This is a genomic window from Saccharopolyspora sp. NPDC045941, assembly GCF_056431445.1.
The window spans coordinates 173,728-193,678 of sequence record NZ_JBWKKU010000011.1 but is presented as its reverse complement, the minus strand read 5'-3'; the positions used below and the strand labels follow the sequence as shown (position 1 = coordinate 193,678).

Annotated in this window: 2 protein-coding genes; both read right to left on the bottom strand. The window is 66.8% G+C overall.

The genetic code is table 11. The features are described 5' to 3' along the window. Positions 1–185: 185 nt before the first annotated feature. The gene (locus AC07FN_RS11635; protein ID WP_478395576.1) at positions 186–1,217 is read right to left on the bottom strand and encodes a hypothetical protein; all 1,032 of its coding nucleotides are present in this window, start codon (positions 1,215–1,217) and stop codon (positions 186–188) included. A gap of 52 nt (positions 1,218–1,269) precedes the next feature. Continuing rightward, positions 1,270–19,656 (bottom strand): protein-glutamine glutaminase family protein, encoded by an 18,387-nt coding sequence (locus tag AC07FN_RS11630; RefSeq protein WP_478395575.1) that lies wholly within the window; start codon positions 19,654–19,656, stop codon positions 1,270–1,272. Positions 19,657–19,951: the final 295 nt, after the last annotated feature.

Genomic DNA, 19,951 nt, shown 5'->3' with positions numbered 1-19,951 from the left:
GCTATCTAACGTTGGCAGGGTTACCGCTGGGCACGTCAGGATCGGACTTGACGTGCTAACCCCACGGATAAACCCGGGGGTCTGCGCACTACGTCTACCTGATCACCTGATCGACAATGGCCGTGCCCGTCTTCACGGGGCGGCGAACAGATTTTACCGGGGTCCTTCACCTCATCTGATCCGGATCAGCGGGTCCAGACTGGTTCCGCCTCCGGGGGCCGGCGTAGGACGTCCATTGCTCGATGTATCGCTACCGCGTCCAGCTCCGGGGGAAGTAGGCCGGCGTCGCGGATGTGCGCCAATAGGTCCGGGTCCGGGGCCAGGTGGTGGTGTTCCAGGTAGTACGCGATGGTGTCCGGCCAGATCCAGGTGCCGTCGGTGCGGAGGCTCATGGGGACGACCGCGCCGCGGGAAGGGTCGACGACGTCGTCCAGGGTGGCCGTCGTGGTCATTAGGGCAGCGCCGGCGCGTAGGTAGTCGAGGATCTGGCCGCGTTCAGCGTCGTTGTCCATCCGGGGGTGGTCCGGGGCGAAGCTCGGGCCGGAAGCCGGGTCCACCGCGTCGAAAACCCGCGCCACCGTGATTTCCGGCGTCTCGGTGGCAGCCCACAGGAGCGCACCGTAAGCGCGGGCCGCGCGCTGGTACGTGGGCACCGGGCCGACGACCGGGGTGACCTCGACCTGCGGAGCCGCTTCACCGGCGGCGATGAGCGCTTGCTGCAGGCGAGCGGTGAGCGCGGGCAGGTCGTCATCGTCGGCTTCGACGACGTAGACCGCTCGCGGAGGCGGGTACGGCGCGCCATCCGGGGACCTTCGCCATGCACGCCACATTCCGTGCGCGGCAGGCTCTCCACTGAGGACTTCGATCAGTGCTGCCACGACGGAATCGTCGTTGGAGCCAACGGAATCCGGTGGCTCGGCGCTGAACTGCCACACCAGCGGCGGATCGTCGATCACGGGTTCAATGCCTTGCAGGACGTCCGGCGATGCACCCTCCGTCTCGAAGACGGTCGCGAGCACACCCAAATCCCCTTCGGTGAGCGGCAGGGCGTACCGCGTGGCGGTGGATGCCACCGCGCGGGCAACCTCGTCGAGCCGGTCGTCCGCGAGCCAGGCACGAGCCTGCGTGACCAACTCGTCCGGTGCGAATCCGGCCTGCCGTAAAAGTACTTCGTGCATGGCGGCCTTGACGTCCGCTTTCTTGTCAGGTGTGGTCACTTTCCTTCTCCTCGGCACGTTGTCGGTACCAGAACTCGGGTGGTTCGCCCGGTCATGCTTCACTCGTCATCCGGTGCTGATGTTTCCGAAAATACTGCTCGGCTGCCTTTCCCGATCGCTGTAGTCTCAACTCTCGCGCTGGCCCGCTCTGCCGACCTGTCCACCTGATCACCGCGGGCGGTGCTCCGTTGACGTAGCGGGGCGGCGCCGAGCCGTTCACCGCGGCACGCAATTCCGGCCCCGACCTCCACAGCTGTTGGCCCTCGGAGCCCAGCAGGTACCAGTGCCCGGTGCCCAGCCCGTCGACGAACTTCGGCAACACCTTGCCGTCCTCGGCGACCGAGACCTTCGTGGCATGAACAAGCCCGTCCGCGGTTTGAACCACATCGACCCTCGCCGTCCACACTCGCATGTGCAGCGCGCGGGCGAAGCGCTCCGCGAACGTCAATTCGCCCGGCCCTAGTCGCCGATGCGCGCCGCACCCCAGCAACGCAACTGCCGGTCCCGGGACGAAACGCTGGTCTTTTCGCACCTCGTCGGCGAAGGCTTCGGGCGTCACCTTCCGGCCGTCGGGCAACACCGCCCGCCCGTCGGGCGTCACGTGCACACCGACGATCTGGGTGCCGTCCGGCAAATCGGGTGCCGACTCCCCGGCCTGCTCGATCGTCTCGGTGGAATCGCCGGGCCCCCGGAACAGCAGCGGTTCCGGTCGTGGTGAACGGGTCAGTTCGGTGGGCGGCTCGACTGGCCGCGGCTGGCTTCCGTCCGCCCGGTGCAGCATCCACTTCGGCCCCCGGCCTCGGTTTACCCGTGCCAACACATCCGCGCCGGTACTTCGCAGCTCGGTGACCTCGGCATTGGGGATGACCGTGCCGTCGTGCCCGAGCACCAGCAGCGGCCGACTGCCTTCGGGGACAGCGGCGGCGTGATGCGGCGACCGGGTCCATCCGCTGTATTCGGCGGTTTCGGTCGCCCCATGGATCGGAAGACTCACCGGCGCGCTGCGCACACCCCAACGGAAGTCGAATCTTGGCGCGGTCCCCGCCTGCACCGAAGAGCCGGAGCTTGCCATCGCTGAAACAAGATCCGCACCAGGAAGCTGCCGCATGCCGCCCGCGGCCGACAACAGGTACCAGTGCCCTGCTGTCGCGGACCGGACCTCGCCGCCGAGTCTTGCTTCAGCCCATTCGCTCCACGTCGGCAACCCGCTGCGGACGAACGACAAATCGCCGGTGACAACTCGGCCATCGGCGGCATGCCACACCTCCTGGTCGGCCGCGATCACGTCGACACCGAGGATGTCACGCAGCTCAGCCGCACCGGCCAGGTCGAGCGATCCGTCAGTTCCCACCAGCACGATCGGCCGCCTGGCCCAGCCAGGCAGCTGTTCGATTCGCGCGGCCAGCTCGGGCACCGTGCGGTTGTCACCGGATGCGGTCAGCCCGACCACCAGGTGGCCGCCGACCTTGGGCAGCAGCGCCGCCGCGTCCTGGTCGTCGGCGTTGGGTGTCCAGACGGCCGGCAGTGCGGCCGGGGCCGGGGCCGGTGCGCTGGCCGGCGGGGACGGCTCAGGCGGCGGTCCGGGCAGGTTGTTCGCCGCTGCCTGGGCGGACTCCACGGCGAAGTACCCGCCGTTGTCGATGGTCACCTCGACTTCGGCTGGTTTTCCCGGCAGGGCGACAAAAAGAGTGCGGTGCCCGGTCTGATCGGTGAGCGTGTAGATCGCCTTGCCCGCCCGGTAGACGTGGTAGGTGCCCTTCATCTCGGCGGTGACCTCCCGGGCATTGCCGCGGGTGGAAACCTGGACGCGCGGCTTCGACCTGCTGCCCGACACCCCGCCCGACGGGTCGAGTGTGCTGCTCTCGCCGGGAAGGAGCATGTCCCCGGCCAGGTTGCCGGATTTGCCGCTCTTTGCCTTGGAACCGCTGCCCTGCACCATGGCCAGACCGGGCAAAGTCGCGCTGATGTTGCTGGTGTCCGTTTGGGTGACTTCCTGCTCGGTTTTCTGCTCGTGGGTCAGCCCGCCGGTCGCGGTGAAGGAGTTGACGTACTCGACCTCGGCGAACCGCAGGCGCACCGCGAGACCGTGCTCGTCGTCCCAGACCATTCCGGTCTCGACCATGGCGGGGAAGGGCACCGGGCCGTCCAGCAGTTCCTGCGTCATCGCGGTCAAGCCTTCTTCTCCACCGAGCTGCCACAGCAGTTGCGCCGGCAGGGTGGCCGGGCGGACCCAGCCGCTGCCGGCGGGGGCCTGCATCGACGGTTCCGAACTCGCCGGGTCGGCGTCGTTGGTCGCCTGCTGCGTTGTATGCGCCAGCGCCGCAGCCAGCCAGGGGAACAGTCGCTCGCTTCCGGGTAGTGCCAGCGGGATCACGTCCATCCCACGCAGATCCTGCGGTAGCGATCCCAATTCCACCGCGCCTCCGACGGGCACGGGCCGGCCGCTGATCCGCACCGGGCGCGGCGCCGGCGGCGTGGTCGTGGTCAAGCCCCCTGGGATGGTGAACAGGGCCGTGCCATCGCTGGTGAACCGCCGTTGCTCCGGTGTGCGGGTGTCGTCCCGCATCGCCGACCACATTTCGACACCCCGCCTCGGCGCGGTCAGCAGCAGGTTGTTCAGCACCGCGTTCGGGGTCCACGACCGATACATCTCGACCTGGAACCAGGTCGGCCAGGTGTAGGAGTACGAGGTCTCGTCCTCCGCTGCCAGCCGTCGCTTGAACGCATCGCTGTCGGTGTCGCGTTGGCTTCGTGACCATTCCTTGCCGTAGCCCGCGTCCGGGTGCGCGCCCGCCCGGCGCAGTTTGCCGTTGAAGCTGCGGGCTACGAGAACACTTCCGAGAAGGCCGCCGCCGCTCGACCGGGATTCGGTTTGCGCCCGTTTCTCGGTGTTCTGGAAGAAAGTGTCGGATTTGATCTCCGTGTTCGGCGTGGCCTGAGCGTCCGGCGCGTACCGTGCGCGAACGACGAACTCGATCGTCTCGGTGCCGCCCAGATACGGCCGGGCGGCCAGCAACGACGTCCCGGATGTCGTCCCCTGGCCGAACCGAGCACCCAGTGCGGTCGACGACGCCAGTGTTTCCACGGACCCGCCGATCCCGGTCGGCACCTCCAGCCAGCGACCCGTACCGAAACCGGGAGCATGGTCGGAGATCATGCTCTTGATCAGCGGGGCGACCTCGTGCGCATTGGAGATCTCGGTGACGATGGTCGGGCCGAGCGCAGCGCCGGAAAGTACGAACTCCGGAGGATAGCGCACCTCGGTCGCCGGTTTCGGCTTCGCCGCCACCCCGGCGGGCAGGTCGAGGTGCCGGGTCTGCGGTGGCTGTCCCTCCGCGTCCGGTTCCCGAGCGGGGTTGGTGTGCAGTCGCTGCGCGACGGCGTCCGCGAGCAGGAATTCGACGCCGCCGTTGACCGCGATCTGCTCGGTTTCCGCGGCCGCGTCCGATTCCCCGTAGCTGGTGATCTCGAACACGGCATGCGCGCGGTAAAGGTGGGTCGCTCCGCGTGTCTTGCCGGTCCGTCGGCGTGCGGTGCCAAGACCGTAGGTGGTTCCCTTCTCCTGACTGAAGGTTCCTCGGCCGGTGAACGACGGGGCCACGTGGGCTCGTTTGCCGGATTTGCTCCCGAACTGCATCAGCGTGGGGACGCGGAAACGTCCCTCGCCGCCTATTCCTCTCGTTTCCTGACCGTCGAGCTTCAGCCCGCCCTCGGCGACCCCTTCCAGACTGAGCTTGTCCGAAACGGTGTCGATCGGATGGGCATCGAACAGCCGCAGCCGCACCCGGCCGCCGGTGATGGGCAGCCCGCCGGGTGCCAGCAGCTGGTCGAGGGGCGCTGCCAGCGGGTCCTCTGGGTCCGGTGTTGCGTCGTGTTGTTTCGTGCCCGCAAGGTTGTGCAAGATGTCTTCGATGGGCTCGCTGAGCACCGTGGACGGTGTTGCCACGCCCTGTGGCATGAGGAATTCGACCTTCACCTGGAACGGGTTGTCGTCCTGGTTGGCGTAGTCGAAGTCCCGGATGACCGTACCGAGGTTCGTCAGATCACCTTGCGCAGTGGTGGGTGCCAGTGGCTCCGGAACCAGCACGCGCGCCCAGCCATCGATCGTGGAACTGCCGGTCGTCGTGGCGCTGCTGGACGTCGAGGCACCGCCGGAACTCCGGACACTGTCCGAGTCACTGCCGGATGTCAAGGACCCGCCGGACAGAGTGGTGAGCTCGATGTCGCCGTTGTTCGGCGCATCAGACCGGTTTGCCTGCCCGCGGAACAGGCCTAGCCAGCGGTACCACGGGTCCGGCTGAACGTTCTGTGCCTCAGCCGGCTCGGTCTGCTCGGTCTGCGACTCCGGCTGCTCGGTCTCCGGGGTGGTGGCCTTCGTCGAAACGGAGATCGACCAGGTCACCTGCCGGTCGAAGGTGACTGCGGGCCCTTTGTACTTCGCGCGTCGGTTGACCTTGTAACTCTGCGCGGCGGTGCTGCTGTACCCGTGTGAGAACTGGGCTGACGCGCCGAAGAGGAAGCCTATGTTGCGCCAGGAATCCTTGCGCTTGGTGCCGATCACGGCCCCCGACTCGACGCCGATCCGCTGCTGCGTGCCGGCTTTCGCCTTGATCTCGCCGCGGATGGCGTTCTTCGCGGTGAAGTCCACGGTGGCCTTCTCGACCTTGCCGGTGCCGATCAGAGCACCCAGTTCCGGCTTGACCTTGATCGTCACCAGCTGATCACCGACCCGGATCGTCTTGGTGGCGCTGCGCACCTCTCCGCTGAACAAGCCGAACAGCGCGGACGCGCCGAAAACCGAGGACAACTGCGTCTCGACGAGCGCCCGCTTGTCGTGGGTCAGCGACGCGAGCTCGTTCCCCGCCGACTCGCGCAGCAATCGGCGCACTTCAGGGAGCACCCGTTCGATTCCTGGCGCTCGGTCCACCACACCGCCACCGGTGCTCTTGCCGGCCGCGAGCATGTCGGGCTGCCGGGGCTCGCCCGTGGGAATCGTGATCTCCGGACGCTTGCTGTAGTCGGCCAGGATCGACAGTACGAGTTGCTCGGCGGTTTCGTTCTCCAGCGGGGCGTCAACCGGACGCACTCTTTCGACCAGGTCACGGAAGTTCTGGCGCTGCCGTAGTTTATCCGGCACCGTCGGGCTTTCGTGCGGCGCGTCTTGCTCCTCGGCGATCTGCCGGGCGGAGTGTGCCGCGGAAATCTCTTCGAGCCGGGCGAAGTCGTCGTCGGGCATCCACAGGAACACTTTCTCCGCACCGGTATCCGAGCCTTCCAGCGTCGGATTCGTGGAGTACCGCTCAACCCGCACATCCAGCGTCGCCTCCACCAGGACGGCATCGCCCTCGATGCTGGTCACGCTCTTCTTCCCAGTGCTGATGCCCAGAACCTGCGTCAGCGACTCGCCCGATCCCGCCGAACCGGACACCGTGAAGGGTGTGATCGTGGTGTAGGAGCCGAGGCCGCGTCGTTTCTCGTTGACATCGGCGACGAATCCAGGCCCCACCGTCACCGAGGCTTCGGCGTTCGCAGACTGCGCCTCGCTGGTGTCAAATTTCGTTTCGCTACCGGCATTCTGCCCCAAATTCACGGCCGGAACGGCGCGGCTGTCAACCCGCCGCACCGAGCGCAGCTCCGCGGACACCTCCAGCGACAGCGTGTTCAGCTTCGCGCCCGGCAACCGCAACGGGCTTGGCCGGTAACCGCCACCGGTGATCTCCTCGAACTTCACGATCGCCTTGTCTTCGGCCAACTCCCGCGACACCGAATCACGGACACCGACGCCTACTTCCGACAGTGGCAACTTGGCGAGAACCTGCTGACGAATTCGCCGCATGGCGGCCGCTTGTGGCACGGCGAACACCTCGTGCAGGGCTGAGGCCGGAAGGGGCAGCACTGGATCGTCCGGGCCGGGCTTGGTGGTGGCGGGTGGCACATCCTCCCCGTCGTAGCAGATCAGTGCCACATCGGTGATCTCGTCGGTCCGGTACGTCTCCGGCGGGTTCTCTCCTTCCCGCACGTCGATGACGAACCGACCGTCGACGACGAAATTGCGCTCGGGAACCCGGCTGCTCAGCCCGCGCGAAAATTCCGTTGCCGATACGAGGCTGCGCTGCTCGCTCTTCCCCATTGAGGGCCGCACGGAGGGGTTGAAGATTACGTTGCGAACCGCGCCCTTGGCCGCCGCGCCCACCATGTTGGGCACGACACCGAGCATGCCGAACTGGGGGCTCTGTTCCTGCCCGACAGTCAGGCCCGCGTCGGCGTAGCGAATGCCATACTCGAGGACTCCGTCGGCCTGCGGCAGGCGCACGGGCGTCGACGCGGTGCGTTCGAACTTCAGGTGCAGCTCGCGGGAGCCGACCTCGATCCGGATGCCTTCGTCGGCCAGACGCCGCAGGGTTCGCGTGAGCTTGGCGTCGGAGAACAGCTCCTCGATCGCGGCTCGGGCGGGTTCCCGCAAATCTTCCGGTAGGGCGGTAAGAATGTCCTCGGGGTCGATATTGCCGGTCTGCCAGATCTTGCCGCTGCCCATCGCACCGTCGGCGGCGTAGGGCGGCAGGTCGACCTGCCGGACCGTCACGTCGGCGCGGTCTGCCGCGATACGGGCTTGGGTCAGGGCCTTGGTGGCGGTCTTGGCCGCTTCCGCAGTGGCGCCACGCTCGTTTTCGGCGCGGGCAATTGCCTCGGCGGTGCGTTCGCTCGCTTCTTGATCCGCCGTTTCCAGTCGCTCAATCCGCTCCCGCACAGCGGTGAACTCTGCGGCAGCGGTCTCCACGCGCGCCTCCGCGCGCGCCTCCGCGTCGGCGCGCTGGGCAAGCAGCAGCGCATCCGGCACAGGTCCCTGGTTCTCGTGCTGGTTTCGCAGTAGCTGCGCCCGCTCGCGGGACACCCTTAAAAATCCGCGCCGTTTCTGAATCAAGTTCTGCCGAGCCGCATCGAGTTCCGCGCGCAATTCGTCCTGCCGCTGCCTGGCCGCCGTCAGGTCTTGCTGCGCCGCCGTCAACTTCTCGGCTTGCTGCCGAGCACGCTCGACACTCGCCGCGGCCGAGGTGGTCTCGTCGGTCGCCGTCTTGAGCAACGCGTCGGTCTCGGCGGAGTCGGCGGCCGTGACGGTGGTGGGCGGCGCCTCCGGCGCGGGTGCATCCAGCATGCTGTAGATCTGGGTGAGTTGGTCATCGGCAGCCGTGATGTTGCTGCGCGCTCGGGCCACTTTCCCGATGTGGTCGGAATTCCGCAGCGATGCCAGGTCGGGCCGCGGCTCCGTGCGGAACCGCGCCGGCTCCGCGCGCAGATGCACCCAGTTAGGACTCAGCCCCCCGGTCTGGCCCTGCGGCAAGGAAACGTCCGCGGGGGCCTGTCCTGGTTGCCAATCGCCCTTCCGGGTCGTCTCCCAGGTGCCCTGCGAATAGTTAGGACGCATCTTGGAGTGCTCGTCCAAAGACCAGCCACCGACCATGGAGGCAAACGGCATGGTCGCCGGACCGAACCACACGATGCCCCGCGTCCAGATCGCCTCAGCATCCAACGCCCCGTCCAACTCCCGCGCGAACTCCTCCGAGACCCCACAGGCATACAGCCGGATCGACCGCCGCCCGCCCATTCTCGACCGAATCAAATCAGCCAGCTGCCGGGCATCCGCACTCTCGCCGCCGATAAGCACTCCGCCGCGCCCATCGCCTTTCACCACCACCGCCAACCGGCCATCCTCAACCGGCAAACCACGCGCTGCAGCACGAGTGTCCTCGTCCAAATCGGACGGTGACACCATAATCCCCGCCGGAATCTCCTCTGGCCGAACATTCCGCAACCACTGCTCGGCCGCCCGCGCCTGCTCCAGGTTCAACCCGATCCTGTCCAGGTCCTCCGGAGTCCAGCTCCCCAACTGCGCCCACTGCCTCGCAACCGCGACCTGAGCACGCATATCCGGAACGAAATCCGCCGGCAACGCCGCCAAATGCTCCTCCATACGCCCAACCAACTCCGCCAACTCAACAACCACAGGCGGCCCAACAACCGCCGAATTCCTCGCCGGAATCTCCGCTGCGCCCGAACCCAACACCCGCTCAGACCGAGTCGTATTCCAGGTGCCAAAACCATTGGTCTCCGGACCGAACACCATGTCCGGCGTCCAGATGACCTCAGCATCCAACGCCTCATCCAACTTCCGCGCGAACTGCTCCGAGACCTCACCGGCATACAGCCGGATCGACCTCTTCCCGACCATTCCCGCTCGAATTAAACTAGCCAACTTCCAGGCATCGACACTCTCTCCGCCGATAAGGACTCCACCGTGCCCATTGCCTTTCAGCCACACCGCCAACCGGCCATCCTCAACCGGAAAACCACGCGCTACAGCACGAACATCCGCGTCCAAATCGGACGACATCATAATCCCCGACTCAAAAACCACAGCCGGCCTAACAGTCTCCGCCGGCGCACCCCCAGACACACTCCTGACAGCAGGCCCACCAGCAAACGAAGACCCTCCCCCACCCGACAGCAACTCCGCCAGCTCTGCCGCCTCCCGCGACCACTGCTCAGCCGCCCGCATTCCCTCCAGATGCGAGGAAATCCAGCGCAGATCCGCAGGAGTCCAGCCCTCCTGCTGCACCATCGCCCTCGCTTTCCCGAACTGAGCACGCACATCCGGACGGAAATCCGCCGGCAACGCCGCCAAATGCCCCTCCATACGCTCAACCAACCCCGCCAACGCAACAACCACAGCCGGCCTGACAACCCCAGCCGACGCACCCCCGGACAAACTCCTGGCGGGCGGCCCATCAGCAGCGGATGCCCGGTAGTTCCCCGCGTCGGCCGCCAAGGCTGCCGGAGCGTCCGAGTCGCGCGACTCCAGGTGCTGCACGGCGCGTTGGTGACCGTCCTCGCCGAGCACGGTGCGCAGGACCACGTCCAGTGTGTCCCCGGTATTCGCCAGGAACGCGGCGCGCACCTCCTGGACGGCGGCCGGATCCCCGCGCAGCGCGGCCAGCTCACGCAGCACGGCGTTCTCGTCGGCGGAGTCCCGCGACAGCAGGTGATCCAACGTCCGCGCCCGGCGCTGCGGGCCCGGCACCATCACATCCGGACGCAGTCCCTGCGAAATCGCCACTTCCTCGGTCCGCCACAGGTTCCGTGGCAGGAACGCCCGCTGCTTGCCGGTCATCAACCCGTCATCGGGTATGTAGGAGTTCTGCGGGCGGTGCGGCCGGCCGGTAGCGGTGTCGGTGGGCATTGGCGGATCGGCCCGGTTGAACACCAGCCGGTTATCGTCCTTCGGGCGCTCCTGGAGGTCGCCGACCTGGTCCCTGCGCAACCGCTGGATGAAATCGGGCTCCAGCCCCAGGTGGAGACCGACCCTGGCGGCGAGGCCATACCCGCTGGACCGAAGGCCCCAGACCCTCGGATCCTTGTCGGCAGACTGCCGGAGGTCAACGCGGAAGTGCGACTCGGCCCGGTTGTCGCTGAACTCCAGCTTGACGAAGTACCGCGCGTCCGGGTGCATCCGCTCGGGCCGGAACAGCTCCGTGACCCCGCTGATCGCGCGGTCCTTCAGCTCATCGACCTCCCGTTGGGCATCCGCGAGCCGCTGCTTCGACTCGTCCGCCTTCGCCCGCAACCGCTGCGCCTCGTCTCGCAACGCGGCATTGTGCGGTTCGCGTGCCGCGTCCGTCTTCGCCTCTGCGGCCCACCGCTCGTCGGCACCCGCCTCCTCCCGCAGCGGACTCAGATACGAGTCGGTGTCCAGGTGCGTCCGGACCGTGTACTCCGGCATCGACACACCGTTCGCGGTCTGCCGACGACCGAGCTCGTAGGTCCCCGGGTCGAAGTACTCATCGGGAAGACCGAGGTAGTGCCCGAGCTCGTGCGCGAACGTCGAGCCGAGCGTGTACGGGTTCCAAATGACCTGGTTGGTACCCGCGCTCGGGTCGGTGCGGAGGCCGATCGATCGATGGGCCTCCGCCGGATCATCAACGAACTCCAGCCGGAAGTGGAACTGGTCGCCGGAATGGGCCATCCGGTAGCCCCGGTTGAACAGCTCATCCACCCAATCGGCGGCGCGCCGCTTCAGGTCGTCGATCAGGCGCTGCCGCTGCTCCAGCTCCACGTCGGCCTCGTGCGCCTTGTCCCGCTGCACGTCGGCCCGCTGCCGAGCGGCATCGGCGTCGGCCTGCGCACGGGCAAGCACGACGGCGTTGCCCGGCGACGAATCCAGTCGCTGTGCGAGTCGTCGGACGGCAACCGCGGCATTATCGGCGGCGTGCTCTGTTGCCTCGGCAAGCCGCCGTTCACGCTCGGCGCTCTCCCGGAACGACGCCAGGAACACGTCGGACTCCAGGCGCGCCTTGAACGTGAACTCCTGCACCCCACGACCCGGCGCCACCTCGAAGCGCCGCCAGTCGTAGCTGACGAAGCCCTTTCCAGTCACCAATTTGCCGGGACGGCTGGACATCCGGACGTCCCTGCCCTCGATGGCCACCGAGCCATCCGGAATCGTATTCCGCAAGTGTTCCCACGCGCCGGGCTTCAGCGGGTTCGGCAGCGGGTCGAACCACGACGCCTGCCACACCTGGGTGTGCTGCCAGGCGCCGTCTTCGACCCCGGGTTCCTTCCCACCGTGCCAGAGGGCGTCGTAGTAGGCGGCCTCTCGGAGGCCTGCTGCTTGCTCGGTTTCCCCGCTCCGCTCGGCGGTTTCCCCGGCGGGGGTGTCCGCCCGGTCGTCCGCCGGCCGCGACGAGCGGACCTCTTCATCCGGGTTCGGGTGAGTCCGCGCGGGCATCGTGTCCGGTTCCGACACAACCACATCCGGCGCATCCCCCGGCGAACTCACATCAGAAGACCCACCACGCAATTCCGGACCCGACCGCCGAAGCAACTGCCCCTCAGCATCCAGCACCTCCGCAATCGCACCCTGCGCCTCCTCCAGGCGCTGCCCGGCACGCCGCTCGGCCGCGCGGTTCATCGAGATGAGGTGGCTTTCCTCATCCCGAAACCAGAGATCGGCCTGAAAAAGATCTCTTGGGATTTCCTTCGGTTTCTCTGGATGCGGAAACCCAGCGTGCGCGGGCGCGAGCAAGACGACAGCTCGACCTCGGGGAAACACCCACCCGTCGTCATATGTGCGCGACGGCCCGGTTCTGTAGTCGTCGGCGTACTGCTGCTGTATCTGTTCCGCCGTACCCCTATAGTACGTAACGGACCCGTCATGGGCGTTGACACCCATCTGACGGAGCCACTCTTCCATCGTCAGCGGACGCGCATCGTGATCGTCGCTGTTGGCACTGATGGCCCAGTCCAGCACCCAAAACCTCGGCCCGGAATTGGTATGCTCCGTGACCATCGGCGCGACGTGATAGCGATGTTCCACTTTCGCGGGAATGCCCGGCAACGCCTTTTCTGCATATGGGGAATAAAAGCTCAGATAGGGATCAGTGCGGGCAACGAAGATCTTCCTCGGAGAGGCGCCCATTCGCACCAGGTCCATCACCCAGGCATGCGCTCGGAGCCGGCAGCCGTCCTCGGGGTGATCATAACGCACCGGCGTCTTGCCAAGGGAATAGTTTTCAAATGTGGTGTTCTTCAGCTTCCGGTGCCACTCGATTATCTGCTCCATCGAAGCGGGCCGCGAAATGACGTCACCCAAGACGTTCCCGATCGCTTCGCGATAATCACTCCGCAGCTGGATCAAGTCTGTTCGCAAGTCCGAGCCGAACTGGGTAGTGTAAGCCAATTGCACCGCCCAAATCTTGCGTAGCTCACGGTCCAGCCCACGCATCAGGCGCATCGCGGCCTCGAAAGACTGCTCCCGCACCACAGGATCGGACGCCCCCAAGCCTGTGGACACGTGCCCACGAACCGCAGCCGCGTACTCGAACACATCCCGCCGGAGGTGCGGCGTGTAGCCGAGTCCCGGCGGCACCGAGGTAAACGGCGGCTCGGGGTCACCGGTGTCAGGGGAATCAGGCCGCATTCCCAGCAACTGTGCCGCATACGCGGCATCCTCCCGGCCGAGGACATCGGCCAACACCGAATCCAGCTCCCGGCCGGTATGCGCCTGGAACGCCCGGTATAGTCCCTCGACTGCGACCCGCTTTCCCCGCACCGAGCGCAATGCATCCATTACCGAGTCGACATCAATGTCCTTCTGCGACAACAGCTTGTCCAACGTTGAAGCCCGCCACTGCGCCACCGACCCGAAATCCTCCGGCCGGATGGCGGCAAGCGTCGGCGAACCCGCATCCGCCGCCCCCGGGCGGAAACCGTATGCGCGCGTGCTCTCTTCCAGCTGCGCCAGATGCCGCGGCAACAGCCGACCACCACGACTACCCGACCACATAACGCTTTCGTCGCCATACACCCGGTTCCGGCGCGGTATCGCGATCCGCTGGTTCTTGGACACCGGCATGTCGTCCCGATGGAACACACCCCGGTCATCGTATCCGGGCCGACGCTGTTGCGGGGTTTCATCCAGAATTCCCAGGTAAAGCCCCAAGATCCGGGCGAGCTCCGCATGGCTTACCTGCATGCTGCCGTCCTGGGAGATCGCCTGGTGCGCATTTTCCGGATCGTCCGGGAACTCGACCCGCACATGGAACTGCTCGCCCGACGGAAACCGATAACCCTGGTTGAAATACCGATCAGCCGCGGCGCGTAACTTCTCAACGACCGTCGCGCGATCGATGGACCCCAAAAGCGAGTCGGTTTCCAGGAAAAATTTGAGGGTGTACTCCTGAACCCAGCGCCCCTCCACCTTGATTCGCCGCACGTCGTATCGCACCAACTGCTCGGTTCCTACGATAGACCTTGGGGTGCTGTTACCCGCCACTTCCCACAATTCGGACTGAACCGAGAAGTCCGGCTTAGCCTGCCGCACTTTCTCCCACTGGTCACGTCGCAAGGGAACCGGCTCGGGATCGAACCACGAAGCGGTCTTCGCCCGACTACGCAGCCACGAAGGATCTGTTGATGGAATATCAACGGTCTCCGCCGCAGTCACCGCCTGCTTCGCCGCCCCACCGAAGCCAGCGCCCCCCTCGACCGGAGCCGCCATCCCGGGAGGCACCGTCGCGGCCGTCAGAACCGGCCTCCCGCCATCCGCAATGAGCCTGAAATCCCCGGTCCCCGCCCCTGAACCACCATGCCCGGATCCGTCGTCCAACGACCTGTCCCGCGCGCCGACAAAGAAGTTTCTCGACCCAGGACCCTGCGACCGCACCGGCAACGCCTGGGGCACCACCGGGGCACGCCGCTGTCCCTGGCTATCGACCACGAGCACCGAATAGGAGGAGAACCGTGCATCAACCCCCAGATCCGGCGGGAACTGCTGCTCAAACGCCGCATCGAACCCCGACACATGCCACGCCCGAATCGACAACCCATCACCCGGCCAGCCCACCACCAACGCCTCAACGCCCGGCACACCCTCCGTATACGGACGCATCACCGTCGCATCCAGCACCCCCCGCACATCCGCACCCGCCGGAAGGTCATCCATCAACGTCGGCAACAGCCCACCGTCGAACCGCGCCCCCCAGTCAGCCAACGCCGTAACAAACGCATTCCGCGCCGCAGACCCACCCTCCAGCGCGCTCCACGCCATCCGCTCAAAACCCCCCGCTATAGCCGTCAACAGCTCAACAGCAGTACCCCCAACACCCCGCAACTCCGGCGTCTGCTCCACCACCCGCAACGCAAACGCCCGCCCCGCCACCACATAACCCACAAACCGATCAACAGCTTCCCGCACCCCCAGACCGCCCAGGACTTCACCCACCCCAGCCCGCAACTCGCCATCCGCTTCGGCCACCTCCCCCATCGCCGACTCAACATCCGCCGCCACCCCCTGACCCTCTGCCGCAGCCAACCGCGACACCACATCGGCCAACCCATCCCGCGACCACACCAACCCACCAAACCCCGCACCGGAACCAGAGTCCTGCCCCTCTTCGCGCCGCCGCTTCGCCGAAGGCTCCACAACCTCCCCAGGAGCCACCGACTGCTTACTCTGATCAGATCCACCGCGCCCGGCTCCGGCCCCCGCAGACTGCTGACCACCGGAGCCACCAGCGGACGACGCCAGCCTTTGCCTTAGCTTCTCCTGGTACCGATCAAACGCACCCATCAACGAACTCAACACAGCAGCCCTCGACTCCGACGGCCGCACATCCTCCGGAGCCGCAAGTCGACGGGAAACCCCAGTCCCCACCCCAGAACCACCACGCCCGGATCCACTCTGCTGGCCAGGGCCTCCGCCCCGAAGCCCGGGCCGGTTCTCCGGCCTGCGCGGCGACAGAGCCCACCCCGGGTCCACCGTCCCCAGGACGAACCCCAACTCCGTGGCGTACCTCTCCAGACGCTCACCCCGCCACCGCATCGTCACATGCTCGTGAGCGACCAAGCGGGCAATGGTCTCAGCGACATCACGGTCACCGGTCAGGTTGGTCTCGCCCACCACCCGACGGACCAACTCCAACGCCACAGTGAACTCCGGATCACCCGACCCGTACGTGTCGCTGAGCCCCGCCGAAGCGGCATGGATCTCCGCCGGGGTGGTCAACGGCGTACGGGGATACCCGCGCTTCGCCGACGGCGCGTACGACGGGTCAACAAACTCTGGCCGCAGTGCACGGCGACCGCGCAAGATCTCCAAAGCGTCGGCGACCACAGTGGCTCGCCGCTCCCGCACTCGCTTCTCGATCACCTCGAACACCGCGTCATAACTTCCATCGGCCAGCAACCGATCGGTGTCGCCGTGGCCCATCAGGATGTCCCGCGCCATCCTGCCCGGGACATTGCCTTCGGCGACCTCCGGCACCTGCGGCGTGGGCGCCGGTTCGATGGCATCCGGGTCCCGGTCCCGGTCGTCCTGATCGTCCTGATCGTCCGAGCGAGTCTTCTCGTCAAAGCCCTCCGCCGCGGTCTTCTCGTCAACGACCTCCGCCGCGGTTTTCGCCTCTTTCTCCTCAACGGTCTCCGCAGCAGTCTTCTCGCCGCGGGTCTCCGGCGCGGTCTTCTCCTCAAAGTTCTCCGGCGCGGTCTTCTCACCGCCGGTCGCCGGCAGATCCTTCCCACTCCAGCGAGCAAACCAGTCCCGCGGATTCCACGAACCAGCAAACCAGGCCCCCGGGTTCCACGAGTTCGACGAACCCGGATCAGGCCGCACATCCAGCAGTTCGGCCACCAACAACGCGATCCTGGGCGCCCCGCCATCCCGCCGAGGCTGACGAAGCAGCAACTCATACAAACCCAGCAACGTTTCCGGCCCGTACCTACCCGTCAACGCCAACTGATCAACCCGGCCCTGCAGGATCGTGTTCAACCACACGAACGACGTGACCCCGGCACCGGCCAACCGCAGATCCTTCTTCGGCTTACCCGCATACGCCCGCAACTTCGCCGGCAACGCCTCCGGATCCCCCAACAACCCCGCATACGCCCGCAAATCCGGATCAGCAGCAACCAGCATCGCCAACAACTCACGCCGCGACCCCGGCTTCGAACCCGACCCGGACCCCACACCCGAACCCGACCCGCGACCACCACCAACCTTCCCCACCCGCGACGACGACTCCACCACCCGCGACGACTCCACCGCCCGCGACGAGTCAGCACCATCACCGACACCCGCAGCCGCCGTCACCTCCCGCACCCCACCAGAACCCGAACCATCACCGACCCGGCCCGGCATCCCCGGACCCACCGTCCCAGCCCTCAACGACGGCATCCCACCCGGCACACCGCGGCCCGACGACCCCGACCCAGCCGCCCCACCAGACGTACCCGCCCCGCCAGCGGTCCCAGCCGACCCGGCCGACGCAGAACCCGAGGTGGCCGCCGCTGAAGTACCCCCGGTAGTACCGGTCGCAGCACCCGCAGGGACACCCGAGGCAGCCGCCGCAGGAGTCTGCGAAGCCGGAGCCGTCGCCGGAGCGGTCACCGCCGCCTGGCCGGAACCTTGACCCGCCCCCGAACCAGAACCCGACCCGGTACTGGCGGCCGGGGCCTGGATCGGTGTCGAGGTGGCGCCGTCGCGATCACCATCAGAGCCGACCGCGACAGGGGAAACGACCGAAGCAGAAGGAGTCCGCGCTGAAGTCGACTCGCCACCACCGGACTCACCGGCCGACTCCCGACCACCTCCAGGCACGCTGGCCGACCCACCGGCCCGTTCGCTGCCAGGCGTGCCGGCCGACTCGCGATTACCGCCAGACTCACCGCCGCTCTCGCCGCTGGGCTCATCGCCGCGTTCGCCGCCGGGCACGCCGGTCGACCCACCAACCCTCTCACCACCAGGCTCACCGGTGAACCCGCGATCACCAGACTCACCAGCCGACTCCCGACCACCGCCAGGCGTGCCGGTCGACTCACCGAACTGTGCGCCGCCAGACACATCACCACGTTCGCCGCCGGGCACGCCGGTGGATTCGGACCCGGGCGCCCGCACGCCATCGGACTGACCGGCAGGCTGACCGGTGGGGTCGGAGGTCGTGTTGGCCTGATTGTGGGTGACAACCTCGCCGGCGTTGGGTGCCGGCCCGGAACCTGCCCCGTGGGGCTGGGACTGCGCGAAGCCGCCCAACCCGTCGTTCCCGGAGGTGCGGGCAGAGTGCGTGACGACCTCGCCAGGGATCCCATCGCCGGTGGCGCCTGACTGCGGAACATCCTGCCCCGACGGGACCTGCCGATGACCTTCCGGCACATGCTGCTGCCCGCCGCCGGACTCTTCCCGGACGGCCTCGGATCGTCCCGGATCACCCGGCGTGGCCGGGACCTGGGCATCCGGCTGCCCCGGCCGCGACGCAACAACACCCACCGGATCCACAACGGGCTTGGTGCCCGACCCGCCCCCGGCACCGACCCGCTCACCCGGCACACCCCGGCCACCAAAGGTTTCCCCACCCCCAGACACAGCACCAGAACCCTCAGGAACACTGAGGTTGCCAACCGGGGTGGGGCCGTACCCCTCGTCGCCGGGCTGGTGCTGGCCGTTGCCCGGCAACACGGCATCCCGGACCCCACGAGAACCACCGGAATCGCCCTGACCAGAGGAGTGGGCGGAAATGGCCGGTGGGACGCTGGTTCCGCCGGTGAACACCCCCAGCCCCGGCCCACCATCGCCACTGCCGGACTCGCTGCTGCCGCTGCTGAACTCGCTGCCCGCGTCGTCCGCGTCCTCGCTGCCGTAGCCGGACTCGCTGCTACCACCGCTGAACTCGCTGCCGGCGTCGTCCGCGTCCTCACCGCTGCCGTAACCGGACTCGCTGCTACCGCCGCCGAACTCGCTTGTGGCGTCGTCCGCGTCCTCGCCGCCGTAGCCGGACTCGCCGCTGCCACCGCCGGACTCGCCGCTACCGCTACCGGACTCGCTGCCACCGCCGGACTCGCTGCTGCCGCTGCTGAACTCGCTGCCCGCGTCGTCGTCTGCGTCCTCGTCGCTGCCGTAGCCGCTGTCGGCATCCTCATCGCCCGGGACGTGTTTGTTGGCTTCGTGTTCCAACGCCCGCCCGCCGAGACCTTCCCCCACCTTCTCCCCAGCGATCTCAGCCACCGCCGACGCCCCACCCGCGGTGAACGCCGCCGGGTTGAACACGAACTCGCCCTCCATGATCCCGACCGCGACCGTCTCGGTAGCCCCCTCATGCAGGCCCTCACCACCGATCCGCGCCCCAGGATGGGCAAACCACCCATCCACCGCGCCCGGCTCGCCGCCCGCACGCTTCACCCAATCCTTGATCGCACCCTTCAGCTTCGGCAACGCCCCCATCGCCCCGAACGACAACACCGACCCCACCGCAGCGATCACCGCGGCACTCTCGTAATGCTTCCCGTCATGCCCCTCGCGGGTGCCCATCCCGATCTGGATCTGCTGACCCAGCCACACCACACCAAGCTGCTGCCCGAAACTCATCGCCAGCATGCCCAGAATCTGCACCGGAACACGCGGCACACTCGCCATCCGCCGCGCCATCCACGTCACAGCCTTCTCCACAATCACCTTGTGCATCAACGCCTGCGACATAAACCACGTCTGAACACCCGGAACCCAAAACCACTGCACCAAAAACTCAAACTCAACCGCCAGCAACGCCAACTGAATCAACACCACCAGCTTAAGGAACTCCACCTCCATCGCGATCTGATCCAACGCATCAGCCATCGCATCAAAATGATCGGCCGCCGCATCCAGATAATTCGACGAACCATCCACAAACGGCGCCATCCGCGCCACAAACGCCCGCTCCGACGCCCCCGCAAAACCCGACGCCCGAATCCCCTCAACCGCCGCCCGCGCATCCACCCGCAACCGCCGCAACCGAGCCGCATGCGACCGCCACACCACCGCCAACTCCCGCACCTTATCCTCATTAACAGGCGGCGGCTCATCCCCCGTAAGCCAATAGGACAGCTGGCGCTCAAACTCACTGAACATGATCGCCATAACCGCCCCTTTTAGCTCACCTAACCCCTAACCCAGCACTCGCGCCAACAACTACGACGCAGCCGAACCGGCATCACCATCCTGGCCGGCCACCGGCCACCGGGCACCGGGCACCACTTCACGCCTCGCACAACGAAAACACGACCCCTTCAAGCAGCAAAGTTCACCGCACTACTCGAATTCAGGAAGATGTCACTTTCGAGCATGTGGTGGTCGTGAGTGCGTAACCGACCCCCAGGTCGGTATAAAACTGACGGAGATGGTTGACACCCGGGCCTGGTGATCATGGGGAGAT

Coding starts and splice junctions, on each gene's coding strand:
- AC07FN_RS11630 (WP_478395575.1), bottom strand. CDS start 19,656: ATGGCGATCATGTTCAGTGAGTTTGAGCGCCAGCTGTCCTATTGGCTT.